This window comes from Terriglobus albidus (assembly GCF_025685425.1).
Classification (GTDB): Bacteria; Acidobacteriota; Terriglobia; order Terriglobales; family Acidobacteriaceae; genus Terriglobus; species Terriglobus albidus.
In genome coordinates this window covers 31,966-53,522 of sequence record NZ_JAGTAS010000020.1, presented here as the reverse complement: position 1 = coordinate 53,522, position 21,557 = coordinate 31,966, and the positions used below count along the sequence as shown (strand labels likewise).

Annotated in this window: 17 protein-coding genes; 3 read left to right on the top strand and 14 right to left on the bottom strand. The window is 57.5% G+C overall.

Annotated features, from left to right (window positions below; genetic code table 11):
• Positions 1–8: 8 nt before the first annotated feature.
• A complete protein-coding gene (locus OHL21_RS01210; RefSeq protein WP_263415423.1) occupies positions 9–344 on the bottom strand; it encodes a PadR family transcriptional regulator in 336 nt (111 codons plus the stop codon).
• A gap of 164 nt (positions 345–508) precedes the next feature.
• Between OHL21_RS01210 and OHL21_RS01205 the strand changes: the two genes are divergently transcribed.
• Positions 509–1,573: an arabinan endo-1,5-alpha-L-arabinosidase gene (locus OHL21_RS01205; protein WP_263415422.1), complete on the top strand. Its 1,065-nt coding sequence runs from the start codon at positions 509–511 to the stop codon at positions 1,571–1,573.
• A gap of 4 nt (positions 1,574–1,577) precedes the next feature.
• On the opposite strand, the gene OHL21_RS01200 is transcribed toward OHL21_RS01205, so the two are convergent.
• Both OHL21_RS01200 and OHL21_RS01195 read right to left on the bottom strand, forming a co-directional pair.
• On the bottom strand, positions 1,578–2,543 hold the full coding sequence (locus OHL21_RS01200) for an amidohydrolase family protein (protein WP_263415421.1): 966 nt from the start codon (positions 2,541–2,543) through the stop codon (positions 1,578–1,580).
• A 154-nt stretch (positions 2,544–2,697) separates the two neighbouring features.
• Positions 2,698–3,663: an alpha/beta fold hydrolase gene (locus OHL21_RS01195; protein ID WP_263415420.1), complete on the bottom strand. Its 966-nt coding sequence runs from the start codon at positions 3,661–3,663 to the stop codon at positions 2,698–2,700.
• A 65-nt stretch (positions 3,664–3,728) separates the two neighbouring features.
• On the opposite strand from OHL21_RS01195, the gene OHL21_RS01190 reads away from it, so the two are divergent.
• Entirely contained in the window at positions 3,729–4,469 is a 741-nt protein-coding gene (locus tag OHL21_RS01190) for a TIGR03435 family protein (RefSeq protein WP_263415419.1), read from the top strand.
• 151 nt (positions 4,470–4,620) lie between these two features.
• Here OHL21_RS01190 and OHL21_RS01185 read toward each other — a convergent pair whose 3' ends face one another.
• From OHL21_RS01185 to OHL21_RS01145, 9 genes are all read right to left on the bottom strand, one after another.
• Positions 4,621–7,245, bottom strand: a complete 2,625-nt coding sequence (locus tag OHL21_RS01185; RefSeq protein ID WP_263415418.1) for an ABC transporter permease — start codon at positions 7,243–7,245, stop codon at positions 4,621–4,623.
• A 14-nt stretch (positions 7,246–7,259) separates the two neighbouring features.
• Positions 7,260–7,586, bottom strand: a complete 327-nt coding sequence (locus OHL21_RS01180) for a PadR family transcriptional regulator (protein WP_263415417.1) — start codon at positions 7,584–7,586, stop codon at positions 7,260–7,262.
• A gap of 236 nt (positions 7,587–7,822) precedes the next feature.
• Positions 7,823–9,592 carry a gamma-glutamyltransferase gene (gene ggt, locus OHL21_RS01175; protein ID WP_263415416.1) on the bottom strand — a complete coding sequence of 590 codons (1,770 nt, stop codon included), beginning with the start codon at positions 9,590–9,592 and terminating at the stop codon, positions 7,823–7,825.
• 192 nt (positions 9,593–9,784) lie between these two features.
• Entirely contained in the window at positions 9,785–12,913 is a 3,129-nt protein-coding gene (locus OHL21_RS01170; RefSeq protein WP_263415415.1) for a sensor histidine kinase, read from the bottom strand.
• 347 nt (positions 12,914–13,260) lie between these two features.
• Positions 13,261–14,115 carry a formyltetrahydrofolate deformylase gene (gene purU, locus OHL21_RS01165; RefSeq protein ID WP_263415414.1) on the bottom strand — a complete coding sequence of 285 codons (855 nt, stop codon included), beginning with the start codon at positions 14,113–14,115 and terminating at the stop codon, positions 13,261–13,263.
• A 12-nt stretch (positions 14,116–14,127) separates the two neighbouring features.
• Positions 14,128–14,529 carry a DoxX family protein gene (locus OHL21_RS01160; RefSeq protein ID WP_263415413.1) on the bottom strand — a complete coding sequence of 134 codons (402 nt, stop codon included), beginning with the start codon at positions 14,527–14,529 and terminating at the stop codon, positions 14,128–14,130.
• Positions 14,526–14,954, bottom strand: a complete 429-nt coding sequence (locus tag OHL21_RS01155; protein WP_263415412.1) for an SRPBCC family protein — start codon at positions 14,952–14,954, stop codon at positions 14,526–14,528. The genes OHL21_RS01160 and OHL21_RS01155 overlap by 4 nt, the downstream gene beginning before the upstream one ends.
• Positions 14,951–15,277: an ArsR/SmtB family transcription factor gene (locus tag OHL21_RS01150; protein WP_263415411.1), complete on the bottom strand. Its 327-nt coding sequence runs from the start codon at positions 15,275–15,277 to the stop codon at positions 14,951–14,953. Before OHL21_RS01150 ends, OHL21_RS01155 begins: the two co-directional genes overlap by 4 nt.
• Before the next feature lie 422 nt (positions 15,278–15,699).
• A complete protein-coding gene (locus tag OHL21_RS01145) occupies positions 15,700–16,344 on the bottom strand; it encodes a DUF4230 domain-containing protein (RefSeq protein WP_263415410.1) in 645 nt (214 codons plus the stop codon).
• A gap of 94 nt (positions 16,345–16,438) precedes the next feature.
• On the opposite strand from OHL21_RS01145, the gene OHL21_RS01140 reads away from it, so the two are divergent.
• The gene (locus OHL21_RS01140; protein ID WP_263415409.1) at positions 16,439–16,879 is read left to right on the top strand and encodes a hypothetical protein; all 441 of its coding nucleotides are present in this window, start codon (positions 16,439–16,441) and stop codon (positions 16,877–16,879) included.
• Between the two features lie 274 nt (positions 16,880–17,153).
• Here OHL21_RS01140 and OHL21_RS01135 read toward each other — a convergent pair whose 3' ends face one another.
• Positions 17,154–18,806, bottom strand: coding sequence for a CTP synthase (locus OHL21_RS01135; RefSeq protein ID WP_263415408.1), 1,653 nt, complete (start codon positions 18,804–18,806; stop codon positions 17,154–17,156).
• Positions 18,807–18,986: 180 nt separating this feature from the next.
• On the bottom strand, positions 18,987–21,500 hold the full coding sequence (locus OHL21_RS01130; protein WP_263415407.1) for a TonB-dependent receptor: 2,514 nt from the start codon (positions 21,498–21,500) through the stop codon (positions 18,987–18,989).
• Positions 21,501–21,557 lie beyond the last annotated feature (57 nt).

Sequence of the window (21,557 nt, the reverse complement as noted above, 5' to 3'; positions counted from 1 at the left end):
CTCGTCCCCTATGCCGTCCGCAGAATCGCCTTGATCGCCTCGGTGACCCGGTCATAGTCCCGAAGCTCTGCTTCCAACTGTTTGCGGCCCGCCGCCGTCAGCTTGTAGAAACGCACCTTCCGGCTCGTCTCCGAGATGCCCCACTCCGCGCTCACCCAACCCTTGAGCAGGATCTTCTGCAGCGCCGGATAGAGAGAGCCCTCCTCCACCTCCAGCACTTCGTTGGAGAGCACATGAATCTTCTGGGCGATGGCATATCCGTGGAGCGGCCCCGCCCTCAGTACACGCAGGATCAACATTGCGAGAGCGCCGGAAGGCATCGACTGTTTAGAGATAGATTCCATAGGCATAGATTATCTATGCCTATGGCCGGAAGATGTCAAGTCCTTTCGCTTTTTGCGTTTTTCCCATCCTGGAACCGCATACCAGGCTGAGTCACAGTTTTGACGCACATGTGCGTCCTGTGATCAGTGATAATCGGAGTACAGCGTTTTTTGCAGGTGTTGTTATGTCTCCCCTCCGAAGGGTCCTGGCCCTTTGCGCCCTCAGTGTGTTTTCTGCCTTGCTTGCAAGCTGCGGCTCAGGTGTCCGTGCCTCCGGCATCGCGACGAATCCGCTTTCGTATGGCGACCAGCCGGCGATTGCCTCCGGCCAGACCTCGGTGAGCGGTGATATCGCTCCGGTACGCGATCCCAGCGTGATCTATGCCGGCGGAACCTACTACCTTTTTGTTACCGACGCCGCCGGCGCATGGAATGGTTCGCTCCCGTTTCTATGCTCCAGCGATCGAGCTGTCTGGCGTTACTGCGGCAGTGTCTTTCCCGCGGTGCCCGAGTGGCTGCATGCAAAGCTTCCAGGACTCACCGAGATCTGGGCTCCGGATATCTCCTACTTCAACGGCGAATATCACGTCTACTACTCTGCCTCCATCGTGAATACGACCCGCACGGTCATTGGGCTGGCAACGAACGTTACACTCGATGCGCAGGACCCTCGCTATCACTGGGTCGACCGCGGCATGGTCACGGAGTCCTTTGCCGGGGCAGAGATCAACGATCTCGATCCAAACGTCCTTGTCGATGGTGACCGTGTCTGGCTTAGTTACGGCAGTTACTGGGACGGCATCCGCCAGCGTGAGATCGATCCCGCCACCGGCATGTTGAAGCCCGGCCAGGTTCATGAGATGGCGGCACGTCCATGGGTTGCGGTGCATCCCATCGAAGGCTCCTCACAGCTTTGGCATGACGGTTGGTACTATCTGTTTGTCTCCATCGATCGCTGCTGCAACGCCGACATCACCACCAACAACTACAAGATGGCTGTCGGACGATCAAAGAGCCCCAACGGCCCCTTCCTCGCCAAAGATGGCACACTCATGATGGACGGCGGTTCTACCGTGATCCTGGAGGGAAGCGGGCAATGGGTCGGTGTGGGCGGTGGAACGGTCTATGACGATCCTGGGACCGGTAAGACGATGATCGTCTTCCATGGGCAGAAGATCACTGAAGGCGGCCGCGCCACGCTTTGGATCAAAGAGGTGAGCTGGGTCGATGGCTGGCCGGTAATCCATTAGAACTTCAATGGCCCTTGCTCGCTTTCATGTAAGGAGCAAGGTTGTTGTCGATCACGGACATCTCATCCTTCGTCAGCGGGAGCTGACGATATGCAGCAATAGCCTTTACCGGAGTAAAGCCTGTCCATGCGCCATCGCTTCCAAACAGAACGCGACGCACGCCAACCTGCCGGATTCTCAACGCGATCTCTTCCTTGTTCCCTTCCCATGCATCGCCCAGGCCGGCTACACCAGAGATATCGAAGTAGATGTGCGCGACGCGTCGATCGTGCTGCGCCATTGCAAGAAGAAAGACTGAAAGCGCCTCATCGCTCGCAGGATCGTCCCATCCTCCGCTCCCAGCAAGATGAGCAATCTGCACCACGCTGTGTGGCGCTGCCGGCAGCAGTTGGTTTAGAAAGGCCTCAGCTTCTTTCTTCCCGTAGGGCCGATGATGCGTCACGTTCGCATGCATGTGAACAATGATCGCCATGCGATGCCGGTCGGCCGTCTGGAAGGCCTTGCGGAGCATAGCGACGTGAGCCGGATTGTCGAGATCGACATCGGAGTTTCCAAAGTGAAGCTTTATCCCAGTTCTGAGATAAGGGTCCGCGGCGCATCGCTCGATTTCAGCCATCGCATATTCACGGAGCGGATCAACGCCGCAGACACCCACGAGCCTCTGCGGGTATTGCTTGACCTGCTCTGCGGTCCAGTCATTCTCCGCTTTCACCCTGGCATACTCATCCTGTACGGGAGGGCGATTCGGATTTCCGAACTGATATGCGAGTGAGAGAACGACGGCCTTCCGCAGACCCGCACGATCCATCTCTGCGATGAGATCGCTTGCGGCAAAGGTCCTGGATTCTCCAATCAGCTTTGCCACATCAGGACTGAGCAAGTGCTGGTGATAGTCGATCAGAGGTGTGCTTTGGGCAGCACAGAGGGTCGTGGTGAAGAAGATCAGCAGGACGATGCGGAGGTGTGACATATATTTCAGGCCTGTGGCGCTCTATAGCAATCACATGGGATAAAGAAGCTACCCGACGGTATCAGAAGGAACAGAAGCCATAGTCGAATGGCCGACCCAGTATACGGAAGGAGAAGCTGGATTTCGTGAGAAGCGTGACCACAGGCCTGGCAAATCAATGCTTTTCTCGGAGCTGGGAGACGACACGGTGGATAGCTTCGGCCACCAGGTCCGGTCTTTCCAGATGGATCATGTGTCCGCTGTTTTCCGCGCGAATCAATTGTCCCCTGGAGGAGAGAGCGGCAAGCTGCACCTGCTGGGTATGCCAGACTGGATCAGGGTTCTTTGACCGCTCCAACACAACCAATGGAAGGTCTCCAAGCGGATGGGGTTCGCTGAGTCGTTGCGACCTCAAGGCAGCAAACTCTTCTCTCCAGGACTCAGCGGCTACAGCGCTATTAGGAAGCCACCCGATCTCATCCAACATCTTCATAAACGCCCAGTGCCTGGTTGTTTGAATGTCCGGCGGAAGACGGTCGAAGGGAGCAGCCGAGGCTCCGCCGGCTTTCAATGGCGGCAGCGATCTCCGGTATTCCTCATAGGCCTGCGGCAGATCTTCGTGTGATAGAAGACTGATGGGCGTTCTTGTACCGTGCAGCACAAGCGAAATGCCCTCGTCATGGGAGCCATCGACAAAGACAAATCCGGCAACCTGTTCGGGGAATCGTCGTTGATAGGCACGAGCGTAGATACATCCGAGCGATTGGCAAACGACAACGACCGGTGTCCTGATGCGGCCTTTCTGCAAAAGCAGATGAAGGTCGTCCACCGTCTGCTCGATGCCTTCATCGACAGCTCCTCCTTCGCTCCATGCATACCCAGCCCGGTCATATGCGCAGATGCGGTAACGCGTTGCTACTGCTCTCTGCACCAGCGTCCACTCGACCGCGAAGCTGCCGCCGCCACTTTCGATCACTATCGTGGGCGAACCTGTTCCGACACAGTTCAAATGGATCCGCCGCCCGCCAAGGTCGACCATCTCACCGGTTGGTACGGGATCAAGCGGCGCCATCTGTGCCCCGCAGGGCAGTGGCAGCAGGAAAATTATCCCGGCGAACAGCGAGTAGGGGAATTTCATCATGCTTCACCGTTATCTCTTGACATAGTCCTGCTATCAGGAAGCATCATAGGCCCAATCAACTTTATATGTCTGCCAAGGCACTGACCGTTCTCTTGCTCGCCCTTGTTGTGGGAACTGTCTGTTCCGCTCAATCGCATCCTTCGTTTGATGTTGCATCCATTCGGGAATCAACGGGAAGCGAGCTTGATGGCTCGTGGAGCCCGCCCGGTACGGGCAAGTTCACGGCGCACAACTTATCTCTGCAATGGTTAATAGTTCTGGCCTACGGCATCGACGCGAATCAGATCGCCAACAAGCCATCGTGGCTAGGGGCAACGCACTTCGATGTAGACGCCCGGCCCTCCGGCAACATTGCTCTCAGCCGCGAAGAGCTCAGACCCCTGCTTCAGTCTCTACTGCAGGAGCGGTTTCATCTTGTCACTCACACTGAGACCAGGCAGATGCCCGGCTATGCGCTCGTGGTTGCGAAAGACGGCCCCAGACTTGAGCCGACCAAGGGGGCGAAATTTCCTGGATATCGTATAAGCGTTACGGACAAGCAACTGAATGGACTCGACTGGTCCATGCCGTACCTCGCAGGTATGCTGCAACATCCTGCTGGGCGCCCTGTCATCGATAAAACGGGACTCAGCGGCGGCTACGACATCAAGCTCGATTTTGCGTCGAACATATCATCAGCCGACGACGGCCTTCCTTCTATCTTCACCGCGATTCAGAAGACACTGGGCCTGAAGCTGGAACCGCAAAACGTACCTGTCGAGTTTCTCGTCATCGATCGCGTCGATCGCACACCGACCGAGAACTAGAAGGTATGGTGTGCCGCGGGATGCTTGTGTGCACAGTTCTAGAGCATTTTCCCTGTTGCTGGGTATCCCGGAAGAGGAGTGCAGTGGCGTTTTCTTTGCGGAAAACGCCCATAGATGCGGATGCTCTGGACCAACCTACAGGGAAAATGTTCTATTCTGCGCGTAAAGCCTCCACTGGGTTTACTGAGGCCGCACGTCGTGCGGGAATGTAGCTGGCAAGAAGCGCTGCGGTTGCCAGCAGAATTGACACTCCGGCAAGAGTAGCCGCATCCCACGGCTGCGTGCCGAACAGGAGATTACGTATCAGGCTTGCAGTTGCTACCGAGCAGAGAATTCCCGTGCTGATACCAATAGCCGCGAGCCGTCCAGCCTCTTTCAGAATCAGCCGGTAGACAGCATGACGCTGCGCTCCGAGCGCCATGCGTACTCCAATCTCTTTGGTCCGCTGGCTCACTGAATACGCGATCACTCCATATAAGCCCACTACACCCAGCAGCAGCGCCGCCCCGGCGAAGCCGCCTATGAGGCAGGCGGAGGAGCGATGCAGATAGGTCGACTGTAAGTGGCTGATCCGGTCGTCCATGGTTTCCGGGCCAAAGGTCAGAATATTGGGATCGATGCTGTGAGCTGTTCTTTCCAGCGGCTGCAACAGCTCCTGAGGAGCATGAGCAGTTCTGAGGATGACGTAGAAGGCATTGTCCGGTTCCTGGCTGAACGGCGTGTAGAGTACAGGCTGTACCTCTGTATCCAGCGGACCCTCTTTGATGTCGTTAACGATGCCGACGATCTCGATTGGTGGCGTCGATGCATCGTAGCGGATGTGCTTTCCAATCGCGTCCTCTCCAGGGAAGAATTTCCGCGCGAAGGCCTGGTTCACAATCATGACACGAGACTTCGAAGCATCGTCTGTCTGAGCAAAGTAGCGTCCACGTGCCAGCCGCGCTTGCATCGTGTTGAAGTAGTTCGCGCTTACCTGGCGGCCGCTCGATTCATTGGTGCTGCCATGCTGCGGCCTTCCGATGATCTCGAAGGTCGTATTCCCTCCAGCGATGTCGGCCGCAGGGATCTGATGGGCAACGGCAACCGACTGTACGCCGGGTAAGCGGCCGGCTTCATCCATGAAGCGCTGCGCCAGGGCAACGATCTGTTCATCCTTTGGATAGCGGGAGTGTGGCGCTCTGAGCCGCATCATTGCCAGATGATCCGGCTCTATGCCGATATCAGCGTGCAGCAGCCGATAGAAGCTTTTGCCTAGCAAACCCGCTCCTGCCAGCAGCACCATTGCGGTGCAGAGCTCCAGCACCACAAGATTTGCTCCAAGATGCTTCCAGGCTGTCTTTGCACCGGAGCGGCCGCTCTCCACCAAACCGGCCCGCATGTCTGACAACGATAGACAAAGAATGGGGGTGAGCGAGAATAGGGTTGCCATCACCAGGCCAACGAGTGCCGCGAACAGAAGCACGTGGGGAGTCAGCCCAAGATGCTGTAGATAGGGCATCTCCCGCAGCATGTTAACCGGTACGAGTTGCAACAGCAGACTAATGGCTCCATATGTCGCCGATATGCCGAGCAGGCTGCCGGCCGCGGCGAGGATGACCCCTTCCGTCGCAAACTGACGTATGAGCCGCATGCGTGACGCACCCAGCGCGGCGCGAACCGCTGTCTCATGACGGCGATTTTCGGAACGGACCAGAATCAGGCCTGAGACATTCACGCATGCAATCAGGAGCAGCAAGGTTGCCCCGCACAAAAGCAGCCATAGTACCGGCCGAAGCCTGCCCACAATGACTTCGGTCAGCGGCAGCACGGTTGCGCCGCGTCCCTCATCGGAGTCTGGGTACTGTTTTGCAAGCTGCTGAGTAATCGAGGTCATGTCCGAGGCCGCTGACTCGACCGACACGTTGTTCTTCAGACGAGCAATCGCCAGGAGTCCATGATTTCCGCGATTGTTCGGATTAGAGGATTCGTGAAGCGATGTCCAGAACTCGGCCGGCCCCGCAGGTGCAAAGTGAAACTCACGCGGCAGCACGCCGATGACAACATATGGAACTCCCTCTATCGTCAGCGTGCGCTCCAACACATCCTGCCGTCCCCCATACCGGCTCTGCCATGCGGCATAGCTCAGCATCACTGTGCGCGGCACGCTCGGAGTATCTTCGCCTTCACGGAAATCACGCCCAATCACTGGGGTGACACCTAACGTTCGAAAGAAGCCTGCACTTACGGTGGCGCCATCGACAAGCTGCGTTTCCGTGGCGGTATTCAGAGCAAAATAGACTTTGTCATATGCCTCCAGCGACTCAAAGACTTTGTTCTGCTTCTTCCAGTCCAGATAGTCCAGATACGAGAGATGGAAGCGCGATCCAAGGGGAGTGCTCTCAAATAAAGCAACCAGCCGTGATGAACTCTGGTAGGGCAACGGTCTGATCAGTACGGCGTCAACGAAAGCAAAAAGGGCGACACTTGCGCACATACCCAGCGACAATACGAGGATGGCCGTGCAGGAGAAGCCGAAATTTTTGCGCAACTGACGGCGCCCAAATCGTATATCGAGCCAGATGCTGTAGAGCGTTAGAGTCGCATCTGCATGAGTTACGTGTTCTTTCGTGCTGATCAGATTGCCAAAGCGTAGATGAGCATCGCGGCGAGCCTCGTCGGGCGACATTCCGGAAGCGATGTTGTCTTCGATGCGCATCTCGATATGCGAACGAAGTTCAGCATCGATCTCGCGCTCCATGTGCGATCGAGAGAAAAGGTTGAAAATGCGACGGAACATCGACATCTCTCCTCCTAGGCATAACGCAAAATTGCGCGAACACCTTTTACCAGGTGCTCGAAATCCTTCTCGACTTCCACGAGTTTCTTTCTGCCGGCAGAGGTCAGCTTGTAATACTTTGCTTTCCGTTTCGTCTCTGTAAGCGCCCAGTCCGAAGAGATCCATCCACGCTGTTCCATCCGGTGCAGTGCAGGATACAAAGAGCCCTCTTCCACACGCAGCAGATCGTCAGACGCCTGTTGAATATGAAGCACAATGCCGTAGCCATGGCACTCGCCTTTCTGCGAGAGAGTCTTCAAGACCAGCAGATCCAGTGTTCCCTGTAAATCGTTTTTCGCCACGATGTACCCCTAAACAACTTGGCATCAAAGTTAGCCTAGATGTTTAGGGGTGTCAAGCAAAGACCATCTCGGGAGTCAAAGTTCCCTGTCATCGATCATGTCGATCGCACACCTAACCGGGAATTAGAGCATTTTCACTGCAGGTGTACCCAGAGGATCCGCATCTATGGGCGTTTTCCGCAATGAAAACGCCGCTGCACGCCTTTTCCGGGATACCCAGCAACAGTGAAAATGCTCTAGAAGGGCGGCTGCTCCGGAGTGGCCTGCCCATCTGCCCGCGGATCGGTCGCGCCGAAGTTTACGTCGCGTGTCGCGTCGCGCATCACGGCATTGCCGCGTCCCATCACCTGCGAGTAGCGCGGCACCAGGATAATCTGGTGTCCCTGCGAGGCGAGCTGCTCCAGCACCTCATGCGGATAACCATCCTCAATGCTTACAGTGCAGCCGGAGTTGCCTTTGTTGAAGCGGGCAGCATCCATCGCCGCCTGGATGTTCATGCCGAAGTCCACCACATTGGCAACGAACTGCGCATGAGCCTGGGCTTGGTTAAAGCCTGACATGATGCCGAAGCCGATGGTCTTACCGTCCTTCTGCATCATGGCTGGAATGATGGTGTGCAGCGGGCGTTTGTGCCCGGCCAGTGAGTTGGGCTGACCGGGCTGCATGTAGAAGCCGCCGGCACGGTTATGCAGCACAAAGCCGGTATGCTCCGCGACCAGGCCCGAGCCGAAGCTGCCGGCATCCGATTGAATGAATGAGACCACCATGCCATCGCGATCGACGGTGGCGAGGTAAGTCGTGTCCGATTGCAGCTTGTCGAGCTGCGCCTTGCGGTCCGACGGAAGCACCTTGCAGTTGGCTTTATCGGTGATGCCCTGGGCGCGTTCTTTGGCAAGTTCCTTCGAGATGAGCTTCTTCGTAGGAATGTCATCCGTATTCGGATCGCCAACGTAGTGAAGCATGTCGGCATAGGCAAGCGCCTTGGCTTCCATTTCTATGTGCAGGGTCTTCGCCGAGTCATGCCCCCAATCGCGCAGTGGATAGAGCTCCATGACGTTGAGCATCGAGAGAGCGGCGACGCCCTGGGTATTCGGCGGAGTTTCGTAGACACGCCAGCCGTGATAGGTCGTCGAGATAGGCTCGACCCATTCCGCTTTGTATTCCGCGAAATCAGCTTTGGTGAGAAAGCCGTTGTTCTGGTCGGAGAGTTTCACAATCGCATCAGCAATAGGGCCGCGGTAGAAGGCATCGGCCCCATTCTTCGCAATCAGACGAAGACTGTTGGCCAGATCCGGATTGCGGAAGATCTCTCCCTCGCGCGGATAGGTTCCCTTGGGAAGATAGATGGAGGCAAAGGCTGCGCGGTCCTTGAAGGGCATGCCGTACTGCGCCCACGTGGCGGAGTCGGTCTCGGTGACGGGAAAGCCGTTCTCAGCCAGAGCAATAGCAGGTGCGAGATCTACCGCAAGCGGCAGCTTGCCGAACTTCGCATGCAGCGCCGCCCATCCGGCTACGGCGCCGGGAACGGTGACGGCATAGATGCTGGTGCCGTCCATCGTGGTCACGCCACGCGCCTTCATGGCATCGATGGTCTCGTCCTTGGCAGACCAGCCGCTCGCGTTCAGGGCGTACATCTTCTTTTCCTTCGGATCCCAGACGATGGCGAAGAGATCTCCTCCGATGCCGTTCATCATCGGCTCAATCACACCCACCGCCGCATTCGCTGCGATCGCCGCATCGACGGCATTACCTCCTCGGGCAAGGATCGTGGCGCTGGCCTGCGACGCAAGTGTCTGTAATGTGGCCGCGATGCCGTAACGATTAATCGTCATGGAGAATGCGTTGTCGCGGGAAGGTTCAGCAGGATGCTGGCGGGAGTCACGAATAGATCCGCCGGCTGCATCGGGCGTCTGAGTGCCGCCGGCCGGTGCGGAGCCAAACTGTGCCTGCATGGCAGATGTCAGACAGAGTAAAAGAATGCCGGAACGCAGAGGATGAAGAGACATGATAGCCAGAACCTTGCAGCGAGGATGCACTACTCTACACCTACAGGAAAATGCTCTAAGGCGAATATGTCGATTGTCTTAGAGCATTTCCCCTGTTGCTGGGCATCCCGGAAGAGGAGTGCAGCGGCGTTTTCTTTGCGGAAAAACGCCCATAGATGAGAATCCCTGCGCTACACCTACAGAGAAAATGCTCTAGCCCCCCGGACTGAGAAGACGCTTAACCCAGTGCCAACGTACCGTCTTGTGCGAAAGTGGATATGCAATCGCCGCCGGAATCGTGAGCTCAATCTCTGTGCCTGCACTTTCCTGGCTCCAGATCTTCAGTTGTCCGCCGATCTTCTGGGTTCGCTCGCGCATTCCAATCAGTCCCCAATGGCCGTCCCGGCCACGAAGCAGGACATCCTGACTGATCCCCATGCCGTCATCGCGAACCCTCAGCCTTACCCGGCTGGGATCATATGTGATTTCAACTTCGATCTTTGATGCTTTGGAATGCCGGAACGCATTCGCCAATGCCTCCTGTCCTATCCTCACCACTTCGTCACCGACTGTGGCATCAAGCGGCTGTTGCGTTCCGATCACGCTCAAGCTGAATCCGATTGCATGGCCTTTTCTAAACTCCTCTCCGGCTGCCGCCAACTTGTCAGGCAGCTCATTCGCCGAGATCTCATCATGGCGAAGATCGCGGACACGTTCTCGCCCTTCATGCAGAACTTCGTCGGCGCGGTCGAGCACGCTCTCCATCTGGCTGCGTGCAGGGTGGTCTTGAGGGATTGCCTTCTTCACGGCATCAAACCGCAATAAGAGACCCTGAAAGCCCTGCAGCAGGGTGTCGTGCAGCTCACGTGCGATGCGCACTCGCTCTTCCAGTCGTGCCCCAAGCCGCTCCCGGACATGGGCTGTTGCTTGCCTCAGCCGTCGCAGGTAGAGCAACCACAGGCATCCAGCCAGAACGATGACGCATAGAAGTCTGAACCATAACGTCTGATCGAATGCCGGCGTTACAGCAAAGTCCAGCGTCGATCCGGCTTCATTCCAGACTCCATCGTTGTTGCATGCAATCACGCGGAATCGATAGGTGCCCGGATCGAGGTTGGTGTAGAACGCCTCCCGGCGAGTTCCTACGTCTTGCCAATCCTTATCCTGGCCTTCGAGCTTGTAGCGAAAGCGAACGCGTTCGGGAATGGTGAGACTTGTAGCCGTATAGACGATCTGCAAATTTCTCGTCCGGGGTGGCAGCTTGAAAGATGCGGAGCTCTCGTATCTCCTGCCATTCGCAAGAACGGACTCAATCAATACCGGCGGAGGCACTGTATTCCGAACAACGCGCCTGGGGTCGATCCAGGCCAGGCCCTTTGTGGTCGCGAACCAAAGGTGGCCATCGGTTGTTTGCGCGGCGGATGGTGAGGCAAGGGATCCCCTCAGTGCAGCAGTGAAGCCATCCAGCAAACCAAAACTCTCGAACTCCACTTTGCCGGATTTCGGTTGTCGCAACTGAGCTTCGCGAATGTGAATTACTCCCCGTTGCTCGGCGAACCATAGCCCGTCATCAGAATCGGTGAGGATTCCAGAGACACCGCCGAAGGTGCTTCCGTCTGCTGGACTTACAGGTTGAAACCGGTTGCCCTCCCAGAACTCCAGACCGAACTCGCCGCCGATCCAGATCGTCGATCCTTTGCCCTGGATCGACGTGATAGTGCCCACCTGGATACCGTCTTTTCTGGAATAGGTTCTTACCCCATCTCGATCCAGCATCGCGATGGTGTTAGCGAATCCGAACCAGATACGCCCCTGGGAATCAGTGAACTCAGCGGTCGCGGTACCGCGCGGGCCTCCAAGATTTTCAAGACTGGTCCATCCAGACCTCTCCAGTCGAAAGGTCCCTGACTCCATCGATACCCACAGCCGACCCGACCGGTCCTGGGTCATCGCCTTGACGCGCGATTGCAGGTTCACACCGATACCGTCTGTAGTTGGCAGATGAAGCCGATGCAGTGCCTGTCCTTGTCCCACAGGCACGGTGGCGTCATAGCTGTACGCTACGGCTCCCTGCATCGGATCAGCTGCATGTTCCCTGGAGAGGCGGAAGATCGACCACGGAGTTGCCAGCCACACAGCGCCGTTTGGAGCGCGATAGATGGAATCAATGTACCGGTCGCGGAGCTGTGTGACGATCTTGCCATCCTGAATCTTCACCAGAACCTGCGGCCCGATCCCTGCAGCCCAAAGCGCACCCTTATCTCCCGCAGCCACCGCGCTGGTTGTGAACGATTGCAACGATGGAATCGGAAGAGCACCTTGATTCGCAACGGGCTGAACCGTGATTGAGACAACGGGGCTCTGCCGGAAGCGATCCAGGCCCCCACTGGTGCCAACCCAAAGGTCGCCCTCGCGGTCTTCCAACACGCAAGACACGTAATCGCTTGTCAGGCCGTCCTGCGGGGTGAACTCCTCCACATCAGGATCGTGGAACTGCCATGCAGATGGCCCTTCGACCTTAGGCCGACGAAGGTGATCCGGGTACGGAACGCGGCGGATTCCATTGCCCAGACTGGTAATCCAAAGGCTTCCCTGATGGTCAAATGTAATTGCCTGTGATCCTACAAGGACGGCCGGTCCCCGCTTGCCGCTGTTCTTTCCGGGCAACGGAACAGGCCGCACGCCATAGCCCGTTTCTGCCATCCACAATGTGCCGTCAGAGGCTTCAGCAAAGTTTCTGACACGAAACAAGCCCTGCGCGGCGAGTTGGAACTGGCTTGCTCCCTCGACGAGATAAGCGACGCTGGTCGGTGTTCCCACCCAAACGGTACCGTCGCGACTTGTAAAAACGGTATTAGCAGGGCCGGAGAACCCCATATCCATTCCGACCTTTTTCCAGCGCGAACCTTCCAGCCGGGCAAGTCCATCCTTCCCCGCCGCAAGCCAGATCACACCTTGCCGGTCGCGTGTAAACGCCAGCACCTGATTCGCAGGAAGTCCGTCAGGCTTTCCATAGTCGGTGACGCTTCCGTTCTTGATGAAGCTGACTCCTCCATACCAATAACCCACCCATAATCCGCCATCTGGAGTGGCGAGAAGAGAGACCACATTGCGTTGCGGAAAGGCCTGACCGGATGGCGGCTTGTAGGCTTCGAATTGAATGCCGTCGTAACGGAAAAGGCCGGTTGCGGTTCCCAGCCACAGATAACCATCGGTAGTCTGGGCCAACGCGCGCACCTGGCCCGGCGCTCCTTCGATGTAAGTCCAGCCTGTGTGATGAAGCTGCGCGACCGTGCGGTCACGATCGATCCCGTATAGCGGGATACAGAGAAACAAGACCATGAGGCAAAGCCATGATCTTCGCCCCCGATGCGATCTCCTCGAAGGCAAACGAAGTTGTAATTGATCCGGCAACTTCATGGTTCCTCGGCAAAAACATTAGAACAGTTTTCGCCGAACGACAGCGGTCGTGCTGGGTGGGAGCAGCGGGGTCCCCGGCCAGCTTGCTGGCTGGGGTGTTCGGCGGGCTTCAGCCCGCTGATAAAGACATAAAAATAATCGGGCTTTAGCCCTGGGCCTCCTCTAGTCCGTTAGGAAAGGACCCAGGGCTAAAGCCCGACCTCTCTTTATCCAGTAAAACCGCGCGCCAAAGCACTCGGCTCCCACCTCCATTCGAGCTACGCTCGAATCTAATCAAAGATCACAGTCTTGTTCCCGTAGTAGAGAATCCTGTGCTCCAGATGCCAGCGGACGGCGCGGGAGAGAACAATACGTTCCAGATCGCGGCCCTTGCGGACGAGGTCAGGGATGGTATCTCCCTGGGTGACTCGGACGACATCCTGTTCGATGATGGGTCCTTCATCCAGATCGCTGGTGACATAGTGGCTCGTTGCGCCGATCAGCTTCACTCCGCGATTGAAGGCTGCGTGATAAGGCTTCGCTCCGATAAAGGCGGGCAGGAACGAATGATGCACGTTGATGATGCGCGCCGGCCATTTTGCGACAAACTCCGGTGACAGGATCTGCATGTAGCGCGCCAGCACCACCAGATCGATGCGATGTTCTGCAAGCAGGCGTTGCTGCTCCTGCTCCACCTGCGACTTATTTTCGCGATCGATTGGCAGATGAACGAAGGGCACGCCATAGAAGCTCGCCAGCTTTCCGCCGTCGGGGTGATTGCCGATGATCAGTGCGATCTCACACTCGAGCTCGCCGGCCTGGTAGCGCTGCAACAGGTCGGCAAGGCAGTGCAGGTGCTGCGAGACGAAGAGACAGACGCGCAGTTTGACATCACTTTCAGCAAGCTGCCACCGCATGTTGTATTCATCCGCGATCTTGCGGAAGCGCTCGGCGAAAACGCGTTCGTGAATCAGCTCGCTGGCGCACTCGAACTCGATGCGCATGAAGAAACGCGCGAGCTCCGCATCCTGGTGCTGGCCGGCATGAAGAATATTCGCGTCGTATTCCGACACGAGAAAGTTCATGATGGCCGCAACCAGGCCCTTGCGGTCAGGGCATTCGAGCAGAAGAACAGCTTTCGTCATCGCAGGTGTATCTTACACACCTCTTACCGCAGAAAGGACGGCGTCGCGCTGCAGCCGGCGAAAGAAAAAGTAGGACACAGCCCACAGTACACCGGTTCCTACCGACCAGCTCCATGCTGCGGCTCCATCGCCGACGGCGAGATGAGCGATCAATGCCGAGACGAGCGTGATGGCGAATCCGGCGTAGGCCCACTCCTTGAGCCGCGCCGGAACCATCGGGATGAGCAATGCAGCCAAACCTGCGAACTTGGCCCATGAGAGCTCGACCCGGAAGTAGCCAGGAAAGCCGAGATGAGTGAAGGTCTCTGCAACCTGAGGCAGCTTCAATTGAGCGTACGCGGTGAAGCCCATCTGCAACGCGAAGATCACCGTGGAGATCCAGAAGCCTATGACGAATGCTTTCGAGGCTTTCATTGCATCTCTCCTGCGAGCACGCGCTCCAAACCGCCAAGAAACTTCTGCCATCCGTAGTTCGCTCCGTTATATGCCGTCTGCTGATCGGCACGGAAGCCGGAGTGCTCCATGCGAAGATGCGTGCCTCCCTGTGTTGGCGCGAGGGTGAAGAGCACCACACTTTCAAGCCCAAGAGCATTCCAGCTATACGAGAGCTGTTTCAACGGATCGACTACCAGCACTTCGCAATCGATCACGCCATCCCACTGCGGCATCGGTTCGGAACGGAACTGGAACTTATGTCCAATGGTTGGCGCGAAATCGTTCTTCAACAGCCACTGTGCGACGAGCGGGCTTTCGGTGAGCGCCCGCCACAGCTTCTCCGGTGTGTGGGGAAAGACTCTCTCGATCACAAGGGTGCGCGTATTCTCTGTGGAAGTGCTCATGGTTCCATCCTTTCTAGAAGGGCTTCCAGGCGATCGAACTTGTCGCTCCAGAAGGTGCCGTAGTGGTGCAGCCAGTCCACCATCGGCGCCAGCGCATCAGGCTGCGCACGATAATGCGTCTCACGTCCTTCGCGACGATGCCGTACCAGCTTCGCCCGCTTCAACACCGTCAGGTGTTTGGAGACAGCAGGCTGCGATACGCCCGCATAGCGAGTCAATGCGTGAACGGTCTGTTCTCCCCGCAGGCTCAGCTCCTCAAAAATCGACCTGCGAGTCGGATCCGCGAGAGCCCGAAAGACGTGATTGGCATGGGCCGCTTTCACATCAAAACCATAGCCAAATGGTTATGATTTCGTCAAGAAGAATAGTCATGAAAGCTAGTGGCGTATCGACATATTCCCGATAACCCATGCACCGGGTGCCCCGGCTCCCCTTAGGGACCTGGGCCCGGCCTTTACTTTCTCAGCAGATGCAACATGTCGTTGTCATGGGGAGTTATAGAGCGGGTCTTCAGCCGTCTGATCTTCAACGGCTCCGAAACCTGGGACCGTTGCTGCATCTTCTCCGCCTGGGTGCCCCATATCTGCGCCGCGGGGTCCTCAACGAACTTTGTTCGTTGGGGTGCAAGCAGATGTGGGATATTCGGGGCCCCCGGCGAACTTGGTTCGCTGGAGTGAACTATTCGAGCGCAGCTCGAATCAGGTCATACTCCGGGTTCTTGCGGAGCCTCCGACGAATCGAATCGCTACTTTACATCAACCCGCGTAAATCCTAACCCATTCAACATCGTGGTCACGGTCGCCTGCGCATTGCGCTTGGCATTATCGAGGATGCCGTCTTTCAATGCCGCTTGCTTCAACTGGTCCTCGGCTTTGGCGCGGGTCTCTGTCTCAAGGTTCTGATCTGCCGGCACGAAGAGACCTGTCGTTCTCAGATAGACGCGTGTCTTCTGGTTGTCGATATTGGCGGAGAAGAGTTCAGAGGCCGGCAACTCTACGTGAATAGCGCCGTTAGCGACTCTCACATCTTCAGGTTTCAGCTTGGCAAGATCGACACCGGCGATTGCCTGCCCGTGCACGACCAGCAGCAAGCGGTCACCAAAGAGCAGATCGGGCAACACATCGTTGCTGCGTTTCCCTTCGACGATGGTGTCCATGGAGTAGGAGACCGTTTCCAACCGCCGCAGCGACTGGATCTTCTCGATGACCACGGGTACTGAAGTGTCATAGCTCACCGGTCGGCCGAGCAGTAGAGTGGCGATGCGCCCGGAAACGCCCGTAACCGCGTGCCGCAGATAGAGGACTGTCGCTATCGTCCCCATGAGAAAGACAATGACCAGCGCTATGACAACGCGACCTGCTCCTCCACTTCGCTTCCGCTCATCGACCATGGCAAGAAGTTGGATGCTCGTTTTCTTGGTGTTTGAACAGAAATTTGCATCTAATGAAAATAGTAAGAAGGAAGGTAAGAAAATGTATTCCCCCTTGAAGTCTCTCCGTGCAGCACTTTTATTTGCGGCGGCGACCGCTACCGCGTTTGCTCAGCCAGGTCATGGTCAGCCTCCGCCGGGGCATGGCGGAATCCCACCAGGTCAAGCCAAGAAGATGGACGGCAATATCCCACCGGGCCAGGCTAAAAAGATGGACTGGCGTTTCCGTGGTGACGAGCGTGAGCACTTCCGTGGCTACTACGAAAACGATGCTCGCCGGTGGCAGAACCGCCGTCGTCCGAACTTTTACGCCGGTTACACGATTCCCCGCACTTATGTGGTGGAGGCTGTACCTCCCGCCTACTACAGCGGCCTGCAGCCGCCTCCGCCGGGATACCGGTATGGCTACTACGAGGGTTATGTAGTGGCCTATGACCCGACCACCCGCGTGATCGCCGATGTGGTGGATCTGGTCGGAGCTTTTACCGGCCGCTAGGAGCGTGTCCTTGTTGTATCGGGAATAGGCCGGAATTCTCGAGAAGAGCGCGGTGGGAGCCGTGGGCTTTCAGACCACGGTTTAGAAATAACAACCAGATCGGGCTTTTAGCCCTGGGCCTTTGAATGACATTGAAGAGCCCAGGGCTGAAGCCCAATTTCTTTACTGCTTAAATCAGCGGGCTGAAGCCCGCTGCTCCCACCGTGGTTTACAGGGTGCAATAAAGAACCACCGCTCATCACGATGGTTTTCTATTGTGTGAATTGCTTATTCGCTATTCAGCCAGTGCTATGGGCTGTCCTGCAGTCAGCGGAGCTTCTTTGTGCCCGCGGTTCTTGTAGCTGGCTGCAACGAAGTCGCGGAAGATCGGATGCGGCTCCAGCGGCTTCGATTTGAACTCAGGATGGAACTGCACGCCGATAAAGAATGGATGCGTGGGAATCTCAACGATCTCCACATACGTCGCATCCGGCGTGGTTCCAGTCAACCGCAGGCCGCCGCCGGTGAGCACTGCTTCGTACTCACGATTGAATTCGTAACGATGACGATGGCGCTCACTGATCTCTGTTGCTCCGTAGGCTTTGGCAGCCAGCGAATCCGGTTCCATGACGCAGGTCCACGCGCCCAGGCGCATAGTACCGCCCATCTCTTCCACGCCGATCAACTCGCGCAGCTTATAGATGATGCGGTGCGGCGTCGCAGGATCGAACTCGCCGGAGTTGGCGCCGGCCAGACCGCAGACATTGCGAGCATATTCGATGCAAGCGGTCTGCATGCCAAGGCAGATACCGAAGTAGGGAACCTTCTCTTCACGCGCATAGCGAATGGCATTGAGCATGCCCTCGATGCCGCGCTTGCCGAAGCCGCCGGGCACCAGGATGCCGTCGAAGTCCCGCAACTGCGCACGGTAGCTGTCGTCTTCGGTCTCCAGGCCTTCGGCTTCGATCCAGGTCACGCGCAGCTTCAGGTTGTGGTGCAGGGCTCCATGGATCAGGGCTTCCTTCAGTGACTTGTAGCTGTCCTCGTACTCCACGTACTTGCCCACGATGCCGATGTGGACCTCGTCCTTGGGATTGTGGGCGCGATGTACCAGGTCCTGCCATTTGGAGATGTCCGCCGGCTTGGCGTCGATGCGCAGATACTTCAGGATCAGTTCATCGGCCTTTTCCGCAGCGAAGGCGAGGGGCAGCTCATAGATGGTCTCGACATCGCGGGCGGCGATGACCGCAGCTTCCTCCACATTGCAGAAGAGAGCGATTTTCGACCTCATGTCGCGGGGCAGGTTGCGTTCGCTGCGGCAGAGCAGTACATCTGGCTGGATACCGATGGAGAGCATCTCCTTGACCGAGTGCTGCGTGGGCTTGGTCTTCAGCTCCTGTGCGGCGGCAATCCAGGGAACCAGGGTCACGTGGACGAAGCAGGTATTATCGCGGCCAAGATCCTGGCGCATCTGGCGGATGGCTTCGAGGAAGGGCAGCGATTCGATATCGCCGACCGTACCGCCGATCTCGACGATGGCGACGTCACAGTCGGCTGCGACCTTGCGCATGGCGCTTTTGATCTCATTGGTGACGTGAGGAATCACCTGCACGGTCTTGCCCAGGTAGTCGCCGCGGCGCTCCTTGGTGATGACCTGTTCATAGATACGGCCGCTGGTCAGGTTGTTATCGCGCGACAGACGGGCATGGGTGAAGCGCTCATAGTGGCCCAGGTCAAGGTCGGTCTCGGCTCCGTCGTCGGTCACAAAGACCTCGCCGTGCTGGAAAGGAGACATGGTGCCGGGGTCGACGTTCAGGTAGGGGTCAAACTTCATCAGGTTGACCCGAAGACCACGCGCCTCCAGCAGGCTGCCGATTGAGGCAGCAGAAAGCCCCTTACCCAGGGAAGACACAACTCCGCCCGTTACAAAGATGTATTTTGCCGACATCTCCGCCTCCACATATTCAGTTGTTCAGGATTGGCTCCACAGGGGTGCACGATCCATTATAGCTGTTTTCCGGGAGCACAAAAACGGCTCCGGAGGTTCGCTCCGGAGCCGCTGTGGTGTCATCCAACCGTTGTTGAGGTGCCGGGGGAGGGCAACTCGAACGAAACCGGGGGAGGGCTGTTAGAAGTTGAACGACACCTGCCCGTTGATTGTGCGTGGCGAAACAAAATGGGTTCCGCTGAACGTCGACAAAAAGTTGTACAACGCGTACTTGTTTGTCAAATTCACAACTGTCAGGCTTATGTTCGTTTTGATTCGGTCTTTATGGAAAAGGTTGTCCCATCCCAGGCCGGCATCGAACATGGTGCGCGGAGCGATGCGGGGCGGGTTGCGGTCATCGTCCTCTGTCCCTGGCGCCGGGATTGAGACCAGGGGAGAAGAGAGCAAGTTGGGCGCACAGCTCGAGAGCGGCGCATTCAGGGTTGCGCGTACGCCGTTGCAGGCCAGCGCGATCTGCTGCTGCTGATCGGCGGTCAGGAAGGTCAGATCCACCGGCGATGTTGTGTCCGTGGCGAAGGGAGCATTGCCGGCGACCAGGCCGCTCTCATACCGCCACGTCAGGCCTGCCCATCCGCCTTCCTTCTTCGGTTGCCACTGCAGATGCGTGGTCTGCTGGAAGGCCTGATCGTGATCGATGCGGAAGACGGTAGCATCGGTCACGCTGGGATCGTTGAACAGGATGCCGCCAACCTCCGGCCCAAAGAAGCGGGAACGGGTGTGACCCAGGACAGAGTAAGCCGAGAAGCCCTTCACGTTCGGGACGTTGACCTTGATACCGAAGCCGTCGATCTTCGACTTCTTCCACTGGATCGGGAACGCCAGCGGTGTGTTGAACAGCACGCTGAAGTCGAAGTCGCGGTCGGTGTACTTCCAGAAGTACTCTCCGCTTACGACAAGGTGCTTGCCAAAGCCCTGCTCGAAGCCGACGTTGTACTGGTCGCGGCCGGCGGGCTTCAATGCTTCGGCGGCGAAGACACCATTGGAAAGGCCGCCGACGCCAGTCGAGCTGGAGGCGATGAGGTTCTCGTTATACGGAGTCAGGAACAGCTTGCCGTAACCGGCGCGCAGCACCGTGTTGGTCTGCTTGACCTGGTAACTGAGACCAAGCCGTGGCTGCACCATCGACCGGCTGCTCAGGCCGCTATAGTTGTCCGCGCGGACTCCAAGCTGCAGCTCGATACCGCGCCACAACAGCGAGTCCTGCACATAGAGGGCCTCCTGCTTGATGTCGGTACGGCCATTGAAGCGATAGAACGATCCACCCCGGGTCAGGTCGTAGGGAGCCAGATTGGGGTTATAGCTGTCGCTGCTGGGGTCGTTATAACTGGGATCCGTGATGCCCAGCGAGAAGCCCTCATGCAGGAAGGTATGGTAGAAGTTGGCGCCTGCCTTCAGCGTGTTGATGCCTTTGGTCCAGGAGAAGTCGGTCTTGATGCCGGCGTTCTGCAGGCGGCGCGACTGCGACAGCGTTGCCGGCAGATCGTTGAAGACGTTATTCGACGGATAGTAGTGGAAGTTGTCCTGACGCAGGTACGGATTCACGCTGAATAGTGCGCTGGGATTCAGCACATGAGTCCAGCTCGGCGAGAGGTTGTAGCTCAGGATCTTGGCGCGCTGATCCTGTCCGGCGGCCTCCTGGTCGTACTGGTTCGGTGTCTGGAACCACGAGCGCGAGGCTGAGAGATTGAGCTGGAAGGTATCGCGGTCGTCCGGTTTGAAATCAAAGCGGTCGAAGAAGTTCTGGTTGTTGCCGTGCGCATGCAGCGGACGGAACTCCGGCGTATCCAGATAACGGCCGCTGTTCACACCGTCCAGGCTGACGAAGTTGCCGAAGTGCTGGCTGCCGATACCGACCGAGCCAGAGAGCGTTGCCGATCCGAAGCTGCCGTAGCTGGCCGAGATGGTCCCTGTCGGATGCTTGGAGTCCAGTCCGGAACGGGTCGTGGTCTGTACCACCAGGCTCGCCTTATCGCCGTACTCTGCCGGAGGGATACCATCAATCACGTTGACGGACTGAATGGCGTTCAGGCTGAGCTGGTTGCCGAAGACGCGGCTCTGCTGGTCGCTGACCGGCTGACCATCGATGGAGTAAGTAGTGTCAGCGTGCTCGCCCATCGGATGGAAGAGTCCGTTCGAGTCCGAAGCAATGCCCGGTGTGCTGAGTGTGACCAGCGAGCTGAGCGGAGCGGCCGTGCTCTCGGTCGGCAGCTTCTCATAGAGGCTGCGGTCGATCGCGGTGCTGGCAACCGGATCGCGGTTGATCAGGTCTTCGGCATCGGCTTCCACGGTCACAACCGTATTTCCGGCAAAGACAGTCAGATGGAAGTCCAGCGAGACAATCGCTGCCGAGCGCAGTTGCACGTCCGAGGCCTGCGGCTGAAATCCCTGTGCGGCGGCACTGGTGTGGTAGCGGCCAAAGGGAAGATTGCTGACGATGTAGCGGCCGTCACTGCCCGTCGTTGCGGTCTGAGCGTGACCGCTCACCGGGTTGGTAATGGTGACCACCGCGCCGGGGATTACGGCTCCGGTGGAATCGGTAACAACGCCACTGACACTGCCCGCCGTACCCTGGGCGTATACGCGAGCGGAAAGCAGAACAATTCCGCTCAGGACGAGCAGAAAAAGCTTCTTCATGGGAACTCCTGTCTTCTGATGAAAAACACGCCATGTAAGGGAGCCTTCGCAGATGAG